15 protein-coding genes and 1 other annotated feature are annotated in these 15,134 nt (G+C 42.3%); all 15 genes read left to right on the top strand.

The window, feature by feature from the left end; all coding sequences use genetic code 11:
* Positions 1-2: 2 nt before the first annotated feature.
* The 15 genes from MHI53_RS00620 (at position 3) to rpsG (ending at position 15,132) form a co-directional block, all read left to right on the top strand.
* On the top strand, positions 3-512 hold the full coding sequence (locus MHI53_RS00620; protein WP_061141090.1) for an NYN domain-containing protein: 510 nt from the start codon (positions 3-5) through the stop codon (positions 510-512).
* Positions 513-597: 85 nt separating this feature from the next.
* Positions 598-1,230 carry an RNA polymerase sporulation sigma factor SigH gene (gene sigH / locus MHI53_RS00625; RefSeq protein ID WP_100531088.1) on the top strand — a complete coding sequence of 211 codons (633 nt, stop codon included), beginning with the start codon at positions 598-600 and terminating at the stop codon, positions 1,228-1,230.
* Between the two features lie 203 nt (positions 1,231-1,433).
* Positions 1,434-1,583, top strand: a complete 150-nt coding sequence (rpmG, locus tag MHI53_RS00630) for a 50S ribosomal protein L33 (protein ID WP_057915203.1) — start codon at positions 1,434-1,436, stop codon at positions 1,581-1,583.
* Positions 1,584-1,635: 52 nt separating this feature from the next.
* A complete protein-coding gene (gene secE / locus MHI53_RS00635; RefSeq protein WP_061141092.1) occupies positions 1,636-1,818 on the top strand; it encodes a preprotein translocase subunit SecE in 183 nt (60 codons plus the stop codon).
* Between the two features lie 251 nt (positions 1,819-2,069).
* Positions 2,070-2,603: a transcription termination/antitermination protein NusG gene (nusG, locus tag MHI53_RS00640; protein WP_061141093.1), complete on the top strand. Its 534-nt coding sequence runs from the start codon at positions 2,070-2,072 to the stop codon at positions 2,601-2,603.
* A 174-nt stretch (positions 2,604-2,777) separates the two neighbouring features.
* A complete protein-coding gene (rplK, locus tag MHI53_RS00645; protein WP_061141094.1) occupies positions 2,778-3,203 on the top strand; it encodes a 50S ribosomal protein L11 in 426 nt (141 codons plus the stop codon).
* A 104-nt stretch (positions 3,204-3,307) separates the two neighbouring features.
* Complete coding sequence (gene rplA, locus MHI53_RS00650) at positions 3,308-4,003, top strand: 50S ribosomal protein L1 (RefSeq protein WP_061141095.1); 696 nt, start codon at positions 3,308-3,310, stop codon at positions 4,001-4,003.
* Between the two features lie 46 nt (positions 4,004-4,049).
* Positions 4,050-4,201, top strand: a sequence feature (ribosomal protein L10 leader region).
* Positions 4,202-4,240: 39 nt separating this feature from the next.
* Entirely contained in the window at positions 4,241-4,741 is a 501-nt protein-coding gene (gene rplJ, locus MHI53_RS00655) for a 50S ribosomal protein L10 (RefSeq protein WP_061141096.1), read from the top strand.
* Between the two features lie 62 nt (positions 4,742-4,803).
* Positions 4,804-5,163 carry a 50S ribosomal protein L7/L12 gene (gene rplL, locus MHI53_RS00660; protein WP_061141097.1) on the top strand — a complete coding sequence of 120 codons (360 nt, stop codon included), beginning with the start codon at positions 4,804-4,806 and terminating at the stop codon, positions 5,161-5,163.
* Positions 5,164-5,355: 192 nt separating this feature from the next.
* Positions 5,356-5,961 carry a class I SAM-dependent methyltransferase gene (locus tag MHI53_RS00665; protein WP_061141123.1) on the top strand — a complete coding sequence of 202 codons (606 nt, stop codon included), beginning with the start codon at positions 5,356-5,358 and terminating at the stop codon, positions 5,959-5,961.
* A gap of 238 nt (positions 5,962-6,199) precedes the next feature.
* On the top strand, positions 6,200-9,769 hold the full coding sequence (gene rpoB, locus MHI53_RS00670; protein ID WP_061141098.1) for a DNA-directed RNA polymerase subunit beta: 3,570 nt from the start codon (positions 6,200-6,202) through the stop codon (positions 9,767-9,769).
* 181 nt (positions 9,770-9,950) lie between these two features.
* The gene (gene rpoC, locus MHI53_RS00675) at positions 9,951-13,550 is read left to right on the top strand and encodes a DNA-directed RNA polymerase subunit beta' (RefSeq protein ID WP_061141099.1); all 3,600 of its coding nucleotides are present in this window, start codon (positions 9,951-9,953) and stop codon (positions 13,548-13,550) included.
* Between the two features lie 294 nt (positions 13,551-13,844).
* Positions 13,845-14,093, top strand: a complete 249-nt coding sequence (locus MHI53_RS00680; RefSeq protein WP_061141100.1) for a 50S ribosomal protein L7ae-like protein — start codon at positions 13,845-13,847, stop codon at positions 14,091-14,093.
* A gap of 104 nt (positions 14,094-14,197) precedes the next feature.
* Positions 14,198-14,620, top strand: a complete 423-nt coding sequence (gene rpsL, locus MHI53_RS00685) for a 30S ribosomal protein S12 (protein WP_034305038.1) — start codon at positions 14,198-14,200, stop codon at positions 14,618-14,620.
* Positions 14,621-14,661: 41 nt separating this feature from the next.
* Positions 14,662-15,132 (top strand): 30S ribosomal protein S7, encoded by a 471-nt coding sequence (gene rpsG / locus MHI53_RS00690; protein ID WP_048677878.1) that lies wholly within the window; start codon positions 14,662-14,664, stop codon positions 15,130-15,132.
* The last annotated feature ends 2 nt before the right edge of the window (positions 15,133-15,134 follow it).

The raw sequence follows: 15,134 nt of genomic DNA on the forward strand, positions 1-15,134 counted from the left end.
GGATGGATATTCTGTTGGTGGACGGTTATAACATTATAGGGGCCTGGCCGGAACTGAGAGAATTAAAAGAACGGGACCTTGCTGCCGCAAGAGATAGATTGATTGAAATGATGGCGGAATATCAGGCATTTACCGGATCGCGGGTAATTGTCGTATTCGACGCCCAATATGTTCAGGGAATCGCCCGTATTTTCAAAAATCATAAAGTTGACGTAATTTTTACAAAAGAAAATGAAACCGCGGATGAGAGAATAGAAAAGATGGCCATTGAGCTGAATAATGTCAAAACGCAGATTCAAGTGGCCACCTCCGACTTCACCGAGCAGTGGGTGATCTTTGGCCAAGGGGCTCTAAGGAAATCAGCGCGTGAACTGCTTATTGAAATGGAAGAAATCCAAGGGGAAATCAAGAAAGATGTCAGAAAAACGACAACGATAAAACCGTCTGGCAAAATTCCTTTGAGTGAAGAAGTGGCAGAAATTTTTGAAAAATGGCGCCGCGGGAAAATTTGAACCATTGACGGGTAAATTTTACCTGCTGTATAATATTTCTATCTGAGTCAGGTCAGGGGGATATAATGTGGGTCTCAAATTCGGAATGAAGCTGAACGAAAAGTATCTGCAGTTTGATGATGATGAATTGATAGGGTTGGTTCACACTGGTGACAGTGAAGCGCTGGATTATTTGATCCAAAAGTATCGTAATTTCGTAAGAGCAAAGGCAAGGACTTATTTCTTGATTGGTGCAGATAAGGAAGACATCGTGCAAGAAGGTATGATCGGCCTGTATAAAGCTGTCCGTGATTTCAAGGGCGATAAGTTATCTTCCTTCAAAGCATTTGCAGAACTATGCATTACGAGGCAAATCATTACCGCTATTAAAACGGCAACACGTCAAAAACATATTCCGCTCAATTCCTATGTTTCCCTGGACAAGCCCATTTATGATGAGGAATCGGACCGAACTCTTATGGATATTATATCGGGTACGAAAGTTCTGGACCCGGAAGAACTGATCATCAACAAAGAAGAGTTTGACGATATCGAATTGAAAATGGCCGAGCTCCTGAGTGATCTTGAGAGAAAAGTATTGGCTCTTTACCTGGATGGACAAACCTACCAGGAAATTTCTGAAGAGTTGAACAGGCATGTTAAGTCAATCGACAACGCCCTTCAGCGGGTGAAAAGAAAGCTCGAGCGCTATTTGGAAGTAAGGGAAATCAGTTTATAATCCCTCCGCTTTTTCCGCTTAATTTCATCTGTCCCTTCTCCACTTGGAAATTTAATTTTCACTAAATTATTTAAATGGATGTCAGGAAACCGAAGTCGCGCCCGAACGGTATCCGTACTGGGTGAATCCCGCTTTGATATTGACAATAAAAGACAGCCGTGATAAGGTTTTAGGGATATAGTAGATAGGAAAGGTGTATCTAAATGCCCAAAAAAATCGTTCTTGCCTGCACGGATTGCGGTTCAAGAAATTACAGTTATGAAAGCAAACAATCGACAAGCGGCGAACGCCTGGAAATCAAGAAGTTTTGCAGTACATGCAATGCACATACAATTCATAAAGAAACGAAATAAATGTTTTATAAATAGATTGACAGAAGCTGTCTAATGCTTGGAGGATACATTCATGAAACGTTTTACCGAATTTTTCAGCGGTGTCGTTCGCGAAATGCAAAAAGTAAGCTGGCCAAAACGCAAGGAGCTTACCAAATATACAATCGTGGTAGTAACGACTGTAATATTTATGGCTTTATTCTTTACAGTGGTCGATTTGGGCATTTCCGAATTAATTCGCTTAGTTATTGAATAAGAGATTCGAAAATAAGGTATAATAGTGATAGAATAATATGTGTCAGCAGAAAAGCCCGGAAACGGGTTTTTTAATTTGTCTTTTTTAATAAGTTCAAAATCGCGCACTGCTGCACCATGAATCACCACAAAATATTCTAGTTAAGTCGGGATGACGCCGGAACTGGGTTTTTGGCTAAAACGTTCAAAGATAAAGCTCAATAAAGAAAAATGATCGATTGCAGGGAGGGAAGGACGTTAAAGTCCTAACACATGGAAAAGAATTGGTATGTAGTTCACACCTATTCAGGTTATGAAAACAAGGTTAAAGCTAACTTGGAAAAACGTGTTGAAACGATGGGGATGGAAGATAAGATCTTCCGGGTTGTAGTTCCTGAAGAAGAAGAAACAGAAATTAAAGATGGTAAAAAGAAAGTAACCAAAAAGAAAGTATTTCCAGGATATGTACTGGTGGAAATCATCATGACGGATGACTCCTGGTATGTAGTCCGGAATACGCCTGGTGTAACAGGTTTCGTAGGTTCGTCTGGAGCCGGTTCCAAACCGACTGCGTTACTTCCGGAAGAAATTGAAGTCGTTCTTAAGCGAATGGGCGTTGATGAAAGCAAATTCGAAGTTGATTTTGAACTCGGAGACACCGTTCAAGTTAAAGAAGGGCCATTTGCAACCTTTGCAGGACCGATAGAAGAACTTGATAAAGATAAAGGAAAAGTAAGGGTGCTAGTCAATATGTTCGGTCGTGATACACCGGTAGAACTTGATTTTAACCAAGTGGAAAAATTATAAACGGAAAAAAACTTGAAATTGCCATTTGAAAGTGGTAAAATTTCAAAGGTCAGTATGTTTCAATTTTTAGGCCTCAACGATACAAGCATTCTTTATTAATATATAAAGAATTCAAGATGAGTGGGAGGGTATACCCCTATTACCACATCACGGACTTATAAGGAGGTGTGTCTCGTGGCTAAAAAAGTAATTAAAATGGTTAAATTGCAAATTCCTGCTGGTAAAGCGAATCCGGCACCGCCAGTCGGTCCTGCATTAGGTCAAGCTGGTGTAAACATCATGGGATTCTGTAAGGAGTTCAACGCTCGTACAGCAGATCAAGCTGGTCTAATTATTCCTGTTGAAATCACGGTATTTGAAGACCGTTCATTTACATTCATTACAAAAACTCCACCGGCTGCAGTATTGCTTAAGAAAGTAGCAGGTATCGAGTCTGGTTCTGGTGAACCTAACCGTAATAAAGTTGCTACAGTCAAGCGTGATCAAGTGCGCGAGATTGCTGAAACTAAAATGCCTGACCTAAACGCTGCAAACGTTGAAGCTGCAATGCGTATGGTTGAAGGTACTGCTCGCAGCATGGGTATTGTCATCGAAGACTAATCCATGTAATTGCTATTTGTTTCTACGGGGTTGCGATTGATACTCGCAACCTTTATTCGTGGGAGGTCATTCCGTTAAAACCACAATTTAGGAGGATTTATATCATGGCAAAAAAAGGTAAAAAGTATCTTGAAGCAGCTAAGCTTGTAGAAGTATCTAAGGCTTATGCTGTAACTGAAGCAATTGAAGTGGCTAAAAAAGCTAACTTCGCAAAATTCGATGCGACTGTTGAAGTTGCTTTCCGTTTAGGCGTAGACCCTAAGAAAGCTGACCAACAAATTCGTGGAGCGGTTGTTCTACCGAATGGTACTGGTAAAACTCAACGCGTATTAGTATTCGCTAAAGGCGAAAAAGCAAAAGAAGCGGAAGCTGCTGGTGCTGACTACGTTGGCGAATCTGACTTCATCAACAAAATCCAACAAGGATGGTTCGAATTCGATGTAATCGTAGCGACTCCAGACATGATGGGTGAAGTTGGTAAACTTGGACGTGTTTTAGGACCAAAAGGTTTAATGCCTAACCCTAAAACTGGTACAGTAACATTTGACGTTACGAAAGCAGTAAATGAAATCAAAGCTGGTAAAGTTGAATACCGCGTAGATAAAGCTGGTAACATCCATGCTCCAATCGGTAAAGTATCTTTCGAAGATGCTAAGCTAGTGGAAAACTTCACTACTATCTATGATACATTGCTTAAAGTTAAACCTGCGGCTGCTAAAGGAACTTACATGAAAAACGTTTCTGTAACGACTACAATGGGCCCTGGCGTGAAAGTGGATCCTTCAACTTTCAATAAATAATTGACATACCAAAACTATTATGGTTATAATAAGTTTTGTTGTTAATAAATGAATATCATTTGTACCGTAGACAGTAGGTGCTCCTATAAGAGCTTAATTCCCTGCCGAGGTAATTCGATAATAATAGTCGTTGACTATGACCTTTGAAATTACTGCCTTCATGTCTGCAATAGAGATGAAGGCTTTTTCTTTGAAACGGTATAAATGTTTTCAAGCAAATCTACAGGAGGTGTAAGGATGAACGCAATTATTGAACAAAAGCAAAAGATCGTTGCTGAGATTTCTGAGAAACTGACTGCAAGCCAATCAACAGTAGTTGTTGACTACCGTGGATTGACTGTTGCTCAAGTAACAGAACTTCGTAAGCAACTTCGTGAAGCTGGCGTTGAGTTTAAAGTTTACAAAAACTCTTTAACTCGCCGTGCTGCTGAAAGTGCTGAACTTAGCGCTTTGAACGAATCATTAACAGGACCAAACGCAATTGCATTCTCGACTGAAGATGTTATTGCGCCAGCAAAAATCCTTAACGATTTTGCGAAAAAACATGAAGCGTTAGAAATCAAAGCTGGAGTTATCGAAGGAAACGTTGCAACTGCTGAAGAAATCAAAGCTCTTGCAGAACTACCTTCACGCGAAGGCCTACTTTCAATGCTACTCAGCGTGCTACAAGCACCTATGCGCGGACTTGCTCTTGCTACAAAAGCAGTTGCAGAACAAAAAGAAGAACAAGGCGCGTAAGCTAATCGCTTAACCTGCCTATTGAAACAAAAAAAACCAACCATTTCGAGGAGGAAATAACAATGACTAAAGATCAAATCATTGAAGCAGTTAAAAACATGACTGTTTTAGAATTAAACGACCTTGTAAAAGCAATCGAAGAAGAATTTGGCGTAACTGCTGCTGCACCTGTAGCTGTAGCTGCTGCTGGCGGCGCTGTTGCTGAAGAAAAAACTGAGTTCGATGTAATCCTTACATCTGCTGGAGATCAAAAAATCAAAGTCATCAAAGCTGTTCGTGAAGTAACTGGCCTTGGACTTAAAGAAGCAAAAGAACTTGTTGACAACACTCCAAAAGCAATCAAAGAAGCTGCTTCTAAAGAAGAAGCTGAAGAAATCAAAGCTAAACTTGAAGAAGTTGGAGCTGGCGTTGAAGTTAAGTAATCTTGCATAAACAAAAAGCTCGCTATCACTGGCGGGCTTTTTTCTCTTCATTTTTAAGAAATGACGGAAATCTGCCGTTGAATGTTTGGTTGATGGGCCTTGGCCGTCGAACTTCCGGCATGCAAGCATCCCTTCTTCAAATATCTTCTCTCATAAATCTTCAATATTCCTTTCTGATAGGGGGAGATGACTCTGACAGAGCATTACTACTCACAAAAACCGGATGTCGTAAGCGATCCGAAATTTTGGGATTTTACATTAAAGGGACGTACCTTTCGCTTCAAAAGTGATAATGGTGTATTTTCAAAGAAGGAAGTCGATTTCGGATCGCGCCTTTTAGTTGAGAGCTTCACCCTTAATGAAGCTGTGGATGGAAATATTCTCGATGTAGGCTGCGGATACGGGCCAATCGGAATATCAATCGCGGCGTCTTATCCCGAGAGAACGATAGAAATGATTGATATCAATAGCAGGGCTGTTGATTTGTCAAAAGAAAATGCCGCTTCTAATGGGATTGCAAATGTGAAGATTTTTGAAAGCGACCGTTTTGACAAAGTAGGCTCCAATCAATTCGCTGCAATTCTTACGAATCCTCCCATTCGCGCAGGTAAAAGTGTAGTCCACGAAATCTTAGAAGAAGGCTATCGCAGTTTGGCAGTTGGTGGAGAATTATGGGTGGTCATACAAAAAAAACAAGGCGCGCCATCCGCCATGGATAAAATGGAGCAATTATTTGGAAATGTTGAAGTGCCGTTGAAGAAGAAAGGTTACTATATACTATTATCCAAAAAGGTTTGACTCTAAATTTTCGCTATGTTAGTATTATAAAATGCATATATATAATTCCGTAACTATGCAATTTTTATACCATTGGTGTATAACCAATGGATAATATGGGAAAAATATATAAATAATAGTTCGTTTTATGAGAAATAGTGGTTTTTAAAATAAAAACCATTTTCTTTTTGTCTATGGAAAGGATTTCTTTTCCGAGGCAAATGGATCCTTATAACGCTTGATTTAAGGGGTGAATCAGTTGACAGGTCAACTTGTTCAGTATGGACGACACCGCCAACGTAGAAGTTATGCAAGAATCAGTGAGGTTTTGGATCTTCCGAATCTTATTGAAATTCAAACAGCTTCTTATCAATGGTTTCTAGATGTAGGTTTAAAGGAAATGTTCCAGGATATTTCTCCTATTGAAGATTTTACAGGTAATTTATCGTTAGAATTCATCGATTACAGCTTAGCTGAGCCGAAGTATTCTGTGGAAGAAACAAAAGAACGCGATGTTACGTATTCTGCACCACTTCGTGTGAAAGTGCGCCTTGTTAACAAAGAAACAGGGGAAGTTAAAGACCAAGATGTATTTATGGGTGACTTCCCGTTGATGACGGAAACAGGTACATTTGTCATCAATGGTGCCGAACGGGTCATTGTATCCCAATTAGTGCGCTCACCTAGCGTATATTACAACGGTAAAATGGATAAAAACGGTAAGTTAGGATTCTCTGCGACCGTTATTCCGAACCGTGGCGCCTGGCTTGAATATGAAACAGACGCCAAGGATGTTGTGTATGTTCGAATCGATCGCACGAGGAAATTACCTATTACAGTATTGATGCGTGCCCTTGGATTTGGAACTGATCAGGAAATTATTGACTTGATCGGAGACAACGAATACCTTCGCAACACTCTTGAGAAGGACAATACCGAGAGTGTCGAAAAAGCATTGCTGGAAATCTATGAGCGTCTACGCCCAGGTGAACCACCTACTGTCGAAAACGCGAAAAGTCTTTTAGTTTCACGCTTTTTTGATCCAAAACGTTATGATTTAGCTAACGTAGGTCGTTATAAAATAAACAAAAAACTGCATATCAAGAACCGTCTGTTCGGACAACGCATTGCAGAGACTTTGATCGATCCTGAAACGGGGGAAATCATCGTCGAAAAAGGTACAATGCTAGACCGCCGTACACTTGATAGGATCCTACCTCATATTGAAGCTGGAATCGGATTCAAAACATTCCATCCTTCTGGTGGCGTGGTGGAAGAAGAGACCCTTCTTCAGCCTATCAAAGTTTTTGCGCCAAATGATGCTGAAGGTGAAAAAGTAATCAATATCATCGGTAATGCGTATGTGACGGATAAGGTCAAAAACATTACGCCGGCAGATATTATTTCTTCCATCAGCTATTTCTTTAACTTACTGCATGGTGTGGGAATCACGGATGATATTGACCACTTGGGTAACCGTCGTCTGCGGTCTGTTGGTGAATTGCTGCAAAACCAATTCAGAATTGGTTTATCGCGTATGGAGCGTGTCGTTCGTGAACGGATGTCCATTCAAGATACGAATACGATCACACCGCAGCAACTAATCAACATTCGTCCTGTTATTGCATCCATCAAAGAGTTTTTCGGAAGCTCACAGCTTTCTCAGTTCATGGATCAAACGAACCCGTTGGCCGAATTGACACATAAACGTCGTCTTTCTGCATTGGGACCTGGTGGTTTGACACGTGAGCGTGCTGGTTTTGAAGTGCGTGACGTTCATTATTCCCACTATGGCCGTATGTGTCCGATTGAAACGCCTGAGGGACCGAATATCGGGTTGATTAACTCGCTTTCCAGTTTTGCAAAGGTAAACCCGTATGGTTTCATCGAAACACCATATCGTCGTGTGGATCCGGAAACTGGAAGAATTACGAGTCAAATCGACTACTTAACAGCCGATGAAGAAGATAACTATGTAGTTGCCCAAGCGAATGTTCGTCTTTCAGATGACGGATCCTTCCTTGATAATGATGTTGTTGCACGTTTCCGCGGTGAAAATACCGTTGTTCCGCGTGACCGCGTAGATTACATGGATGTATCTCCTAAACAGGTCGTTTCTGCTGCGACAGCATGTATTCCTTTCTTGGAAAACGATGACTCCAACCGTGCCCTTATGGGAGCGAACATGCAACGTCAAGCAGTTCCATTGCTACAACCGGAAGCACCTCGAGTTGGAACGGGTATGGAATATGTTTCGGCTAAAGATTCCGGTGCAGCTGTCATTTGTAAACACCCTGGTATCGTAGAGCACGTTGAATCACGTGAAGTATGGGTCCGACGGGTTAGTGAAGTTGACGGACAGCAAGTAAAAGGCAACTTGGATAAGTATCGTCTATTAAAATTCATTCGTTCCAACCAAGGAACGTGCTATAATCAACGCCCGATCGTAAGTGTAGGCGACAATGTCGTAAAAGGTGAAATCCTTGCTGATGGCCCTTCAATGGAAAAAGGCGAATTAGCCCTTGGACGTAACGTATTGGTAGCCTTCATGACATGGGATGGGTACAACTATGAAGATGCCATCATCATGAGTGAACGTCTGGTCAAGGATGATGTGTACACTTCTATCCATATTGAAGAATATGAATCTGAATCTCGCGACACAAAATTAGGGCCTGAAGAAATCACTCGTGATATCCCTAACGTCGGGGAAGATGCACTTCGTAACCTTGACGAACGCGGAATCATCCGTGTCGGTGCCGAAGTGAAAGACGGAGATCTTCTAGTTGGTAAAGTCACGCCTAAAGGTGTAACGGAATTGACTGCCGAGGAACGTCTATTACATGCAATTTTCGGTGAAAAAGCACGTGAAGTCAGGGATACATCGCTTCGCGTACCTCACGGCGGCGGCGGTATCGTCCTTGATGTTAAAGTGTTTAACAGAGAAGATGGCGATGAACTGCCTCCAGGTGTAAACCAATTGGCTCGTGTATATATCGTACAAAAACGTAAAATCCATGAAGGCGATAAAATGGCTGGGCGACATGGTAACAAAGGGGTAATTTCCAGGATCCTTCCTGAGGAAGATATGCCATATTTACCAGACGGCACACCAGTCGACATCATGTTGAATCCACTTGGTGTACCTTCACGTATGAACATCGGTCAGGTGCTGGAGCTCCACTTAGGTATGGCTGCACGCGCTCTTGGCATTCATGTAGCATCACCTGTTTTCGATGGTGCCACCGAGGAAGATGTTTGGGGTACGATTGAAGAAGCCGGGATGTCCCGTGATGCAAAGACCGTTTTATATGACGGCCGTTCAGGTGAAGCATTCGATAACCGTGTATCAGTCGGTGTCATGTATATGATCAAACTGGCGCATATGGTCGATGATAAGCTTCATGCACGTTCAACTGGACCTTACTCACTGGTTACGCAGCAGCCGCTTGGTGGTAAGGCGCAATTCGGTGGACAGCGTTTCGGTGAAATGGAAGTATGGGCACTTGAAGCATACGGTGCTGCTTATACATTACAAGAAATCCTAACCGTTAAATCGGATGATGTCGTGGGCCGTGTTAAAACATACGAAGCGATTGTCAAAGGTGAAAATGTCCCTGAGCCTGGCGTTCCTGAATCATTCAAAGTATTGATCAAGGAGCTTCAAAGTTTAGGATTGGATGTTAAAATTCTTAATGCCGAAGACCGCGAGATTGAAATGCGTGATTTGGAAGATGAAGAAGAAGCCAACCAAGCAGATAAATTAAGCCTTGATGCCGATACAAAAGATATGGTTGCCTCCGAAGTAGGGGCACCTGTCAAAGAATAATTAAATATAAACATATCTAGTTATATATGATCCGCTCTGACTGGCAGCAAGAAGTTTCTTTGAAGACCTTGCTGCCATGTTAGAGCCTTATTGATTCAATCAACCATCATCCGGTGTAGATTGCCTGATAAATTCCGGTGATCAAGGGTTAAACCTGGAGATTAAAAGGGAGGTAGGCCCCTTGTTAGACGTTAATAATTTTGAGTATATGAAAATCGGTCTTGCTTCACCAGACAAGATTCGTTCTTGGTCCCATGGAGAAGTGAAGAAGCCAGAAACAATCAACTACCGTACGTTAAAGCCTGAAAAAGACGGTTTATTCTGTGAGAGAATCTTCGGACCTCAAAAGGACTGGGAATGCCATTGCGGAAAATATAAACGTGTTCGTTATAAAGGTGTAGTCTGTGACCGTTGTGGCGTCGAAGTCACTCGTGCCAAAGTGCGTCGCGAACGTATGGGTCATATTGAACTGGCAGCGCCAGTTTCACATATATGGTATTTCAAAGGAATCCCTAGCCGTATGGGACTTGTACTTGATATGTCCCCACGTGCTCTGGAAGAAGTCATTTACTTTGCATCTTACGTAGTAACTGAAACGGGCGATACAACTTTAGAAAAGAAACAGCTTCTTTCCGAAAAGGAATATCGTACATACCGTGAAAAATACGGTAAGAAGTTCCAAGCTGCAATGGGTGCGGAAGCTATTAAAAAACTTTTACAAGATATAGATACGGAAAAGGAAGTAGAGTCGTTGAAAGAGGAGCTTAAAACAGCTCAAGGACAACGCAGGACCCGTGCTATCAAACGCTTGGAAGTGCTGGAAGCATTCCGTAACTCCGGTAATGAACCTTCATGGATGATCCTTGACGTGCTGCCGGTCATTCCACCGGAACTTCGCCCAATGGTACAACTTGACGGCGGACGCTTCGCTACGTCTGATTTAAATGATTTATACCGTCGTGTCATCAACCGTAATAACCGGTTAAAACGACTGCTAGACCTTGGTGCGCCAAGCATTATCGTTCAAAACGAAAAGCGTATGCTTCAAGAAGCTGTCGATGCTCTTATCGATAATGGCCGTCGTGGCCGTCCGGTAACAGGACCTGGTAACCGCCCATTAAAATCCTTATCTCATATGTTAAAAGGTAAACAAGGCCGCTTCCGTCAAAACCTTCTTGGGAAACGTGTTGACTACTCTGGACGTTCGGTTATCGTAGTAGGACCAAACTTAAAGATGTACCAATGCGGTCTTCCGAAGGAAATGGCGATCGAGTTATTCAAACCATTCGTCATGAAGGAATTGGTTCAAAGAGGTTTGGCGCATAACATTAAATCCGCCAAGCGTAAAATTGAACGTTTATCTCCTGAAATTTGGGATGTGCTTGAAGAAGTGATCAGGGAGCATCCAGTACTATTGAACCGTGCACCGACACTTCATAGGCTTGGTATCCAAGCATTTGAGCCAACCTTGGTCGAAGGTCGCGCAATTCGTTTGCACCCGCTCGTATGTACAGCCTACAATGCTGACTTTGACGGTGACCAAATGGCGGTTCACGTTCCGCTTTCATCTGAAGCCCAAGCTGAGGCACGCATGCTCATGCTGGCTGCACAGAACATCTTGAACCCTAAAGATGGTAAACCAGTCGTTACACCTTCCCAAGATATGGTTTTAGGTAACTATTACTTAACGTTGGAAAGAGAAGGCGCAATCGGCGAGGGTATGATCTTTAAAGATACAAGTGAAGCGTTGCTTGCGTACCAAAACGGATATGTTCACCTGCATTCCCGTTGTGCCGTCCATGCATCGTCACTAAATAATGAAACTTTCACTGAAGAGCAAAACGGCCAGTTGTTAATTACGACTGTCGGTAAATTGATTTTCAATGAAATCTTACCAAAATCATTCCCGTATATTAACGAACCGACTCGATATAACCTGGAAACGAAAACTCCAGAAAAGTATTTCGTGGAAAAAGGCGCTAATATCCCTGAATTGATCGAGGCTCAGCCTGCTATTGATCCATTCAAGAAAAAAATTCTTGGAAATATCATCGCAGAAGTCTTTAAACGCTTTAAAATTACCGAAACATCCAAAATGCTTGACAGGATGAAGGATCTTGGATTCAAATATTCGACAAAAGCCGGTATTACTGTTGGTGTGGCTGATATCGTCGTATTGAAAGAAAAACAAGAAATCATCACCGAAGCTCAAACTAAAGTGGATAACGTCTTAAAACAATTCAGACGTGGTTTGATCACTGAGGATGAGCGTTATGATCGCGTCATCTCGATCTGGAGTGCTGCAAAGGATACGATTCAGTCTAAACTTATGGACTCATTGGATCGCCGCAACCCGATCTTCATGATGAGTGACTCCGGTGCCCGTGGTAACGCCTCTAACTTCACGCAGCTTGCGGGTATGCGCGGATTGATGGCCAACCCGGCTGGACGGATCATTGAGTTACCGATCAAATCAAGTTTCCGTGAAGGTTTAACAGTGTTGGAGTATTTCATCTCTACACATGGTGCGCGTAAAGGTCTTGCCGATACAGCACTTAAAACGGCCGACTCCGGTTACCTTACTCGTCGACTTGTTGACGTTGCCCAAGATGTCATCATCCGTGATGACGATTGTGGAACGGACCGCGGCTTGAAAATTTCAGCCTTGAGAGAAGGTACTGAAATAATCGAGCATCTTGAAGAGCGCCTGGTGGGCCGTTATGCAAGAAAAGCGATCAGACATCCAGAAACAAGTGAAGTGATCGTACCTGAAAATGGTCTTATCACTGAAGATCTTGCTCATTATATTGAATCTCTAGGTATAGAAACAGCGTGGATCCGTTCTGCCTTTACATGTAACACCAGCCATGGTGTATGTAAGAAATGTTACGGACGCAACTTGGCTACCGGCCAAGAGGTTGAAGTGGGCGAAGCTGTCGGTATCATCGCGGCGCAATCAATCGGGGAACCTGGTACACAGTTAACGATGCGTACATTCCATACCGGAGGGGTTGCCGGAGACGATATCACACAAGGTCTTCCGCGTATCCAAGAGATTTTCGAAGCAAGGAACCCTAAAGGTCAAGCTGTCATTTCCGAAATTGAAGGTACGGTTGTTTCAATTAACGAAATCAGGGATAAACAACAGGAAATCGTTGTTCAAGGAGCAGTGGAGTCTCGCACATATACTGCACCGTACACAGCGCGCCTAAGAGTTACTGTCGACACTCCTGTCCGTCGCGGTGAAGAGTTGACAGAGGGATCGATCGACCCGAAAGAATTGCTGAAAGTTACCGATGTACTTACCGTTCAGGAATACCTGCTGCATGAAGTGCAGAAAGTATACCGGATGCAGGGGGTTGAAATCGGTGATAAACATATCGAAGTAATGGTTAGACAAATGATGCGTAAAGTCCGTGTGCTTGATGCGGGTGAAACGGAAGTGCTTCCAGGAACATTATTGGATGTTAACCAGTTCACTACAGCAAATACCGATGCATTATTGACTAACAAATTACCGGCAACAGGACGCCCTGTATTATTGGGTATCACTAAAGCATCTCTCGAAACGGATTCGTTCTTGTCCGCCGCATCGTTCCAAGAAACTACAAGAGTCTTGACAGATGCAGCAATCAAAGGAAAACGTGATGAGTTGCTCGGCCTTAAAGAAAATGTTATCATCGGTAAACTTGTCCCAGCGGGTACAGGAATGCTTCGCTACAGAAAAGCAAACCCTGTCGTTGTTGGTGATGAAAACACCGAGACAGTATCTGTTGACTAAGTAATAACGGACCAGCTCAATGACGATACCTGAATATGGTGCTCCCATCCAGCGGAGCCGATGATCAGGAAATCATTGCGCTGGTCTCCCTTAATTACCCATCATGCCCGAGAGCCTGATGAGGATTCAGACTTAATATTTCGCTAAAGCAATTTGCAAATCTTTATAGAAATATGTATGGAAAACCTTTTGCTTTTAATTAATTTTTTGAAAGAAGTTGACAGTATCCGACTTATAATGATACTATAGCAAAGGTGCTCCTATGTTACCCTGTAACTTTGGAGGATATGGACCATGTCTTATGAAAAAGTAATACAGGCAAAGTCAGTGATTATAGGAACGAAACAAGCAGTTAGAGCTCTTAAAAACAATTTAATTCAAGAGGTTATCATCGCTGATGATGCAGATATATACTTGACTGGGCGCGTCATTGAGACCGCTAAGAAATTGGATGTTCCTATCACATATGTTGATTCGATGAGAATGCTTGGCAAAGCATGTGGTATTGATGTCGGAGCAGCAACTGTTGCCATTAAAAAGTAAAAATGTTTTTGCAATATTATTTGCAAAGACTTTGTTTTTACCCATTTATGAACCACCTGGATGTGTGGTACTAGAAATGAAAACGTGAAGGGAGGAAAAATGTAATGCCTACTATTAATCAATTAGTGCGTAAAGGACGCGAGTCTAAAGAGGTTAACTCAAAATCTCCAGCACTTAACAAAGGCTACAACAGCTTTAAAAAAGCACAAACTAACGTATCATCTCCGCAAAAACGTGGTGTTTGCACTCGTGTGGGTACTATGACACCGAAGAAACCGAACTCCGCGTTACGTAAATATGCGCGTGTACGTTTAACAAACGGTATCGAGGTAACAGCTTATATCCCAGGTATCGGTCACAACCTACAAGAACACAGCGTGGTTCTTATCCGTGGCGGTCGTGTAAAGGATTTACCAGGGGTACGTTACCATATCGTACGTGGTGCTCTTGATACTGCTGGAGTTAACAATCGTATGCAAGGCCGTTCTAAATACGGTACTAAGCGTCCGAAAGCAGCTAAAAAATAATCTCAAACAAAAATTGAACTTTCTTGAAAGGAGGAAATATAATGCCTCGTAAAGGACCTGTAACGAAAAGAGACGTATTACCAGATCCAATTTATAATTCAAAACTTGTGACTCGCTTAATCAACAAATTAATGGTTGATGGACAAAGAGGTAAATCACAAAAAATTCTTTACTCTGCATTTGATTTAATCAAAGAACGTACTGGCAATGAGCCAATCGAAGTTTTCGATCAAGCACTTAAAAACATCATGCCTGTATTAGAAGTAAAAGCACGCCGTGTGGGTGGAGCTAACTACCAAGTACCAGTTGAGGTGCGCCCAGACCGCAAATCGACTTTAGGACTTCGTTGGTTGGTAAACTACTCTCGCCTTCGTGGAGAAAAAACGATGGAAGAGCGTTTAGCTTACGAAATCATGGATGCTGCCAACAACACTGGAGCAGCTGTTAAGAAACGTGAAGATACACACAAAATGGCTGAAGCTAATAAAGCATTCGCTCATTATCGCTGGTAAGA

It is taken from the genome of Peribacillus sp. FSL E2-0218 (assembly GCF_037992945.1).
GTDB lineage: Bacteria > Bacillota > Bacilli > Bacillales > DSM-1321 > Peribacillus > Peribacillus simplex_B.

Excerpts from the sequence above, each read along its gene's own strand:
- sigH (WP_100531088.1), top strand. The coding sequence starts at position 598 with ATGAAGCTGAACGAAAAGTATCTGCAGTTTGATGATGATGAATTGATA.
- rplJ (WP_061141096.1), top strand. The coding sequence starts at position 4,241 with ATGAACGCAATTATTGAACAAAAGCAAAAGATCGTTGCTGAGATTTCT.
- rpsG (WP_048677878.1), top strand. The coding sequence starts at position 14,662 with ATGCCTCGTAAAGGACCTGTAACGAAAAGAGACGTATTACCAGATCCA.
- rplL (WP_061141097.1), top strand. The coding sequence starts at position 4,804 with ATGACTAAAGATCAAATCATTGAAGCAGTTAAAAACATGACTGTTTTA.
- secE (WP_061141092.1), top strand. The coding sequence starts at position 1,636 with ATGAAACGTTTTACCGAATTTTTCAGCGGTGTCGTTCGCGAAATGCAA.
- rpmG (WP_057915203.1), top strand. The coding sequence starts at position 1,434 with ATGCCCAAAAAAATCGTTCTTGCCTGCACGGATTGCGGTTCAAGAAAT.
- nusG (WP_061141093.1), top strand. The coding sequence starts at position 2,070 with ATGGAAAAGAATTGGTATGTAGTTCACACCTATTCAGGTTATGAAAAC.
- rplA (WP_061141095.1), top strand. The coding sequence starts at position 3,308 with ATGGCAAAAAAAGGTAAAAAGTATCTTGAAGCAGCTAAGCTTGTAGAA.
- rpsL (WP_034305038.1), top strand. The coding sequence starts at position 14,198 with ATGCCTACTATTAATCAATTAGTGCGTAAAGGACGCGAGTCTAAAGAG.
- MHI53_RS00680 (WP_061141100.1), top strand. The coding sequence starts at position 13,845 with ATGTCTTATGAAAAAGTAATACAGGCAAAGTCAGTGATTATAGGAACG.
- MHI53_RS00620 (WP_061141090.1), top strand. The coding sequence starts at position 3 with ATGGATATTCTGTTGGTGGACGGTTATAACATTATAGGGGCCTGGCCG.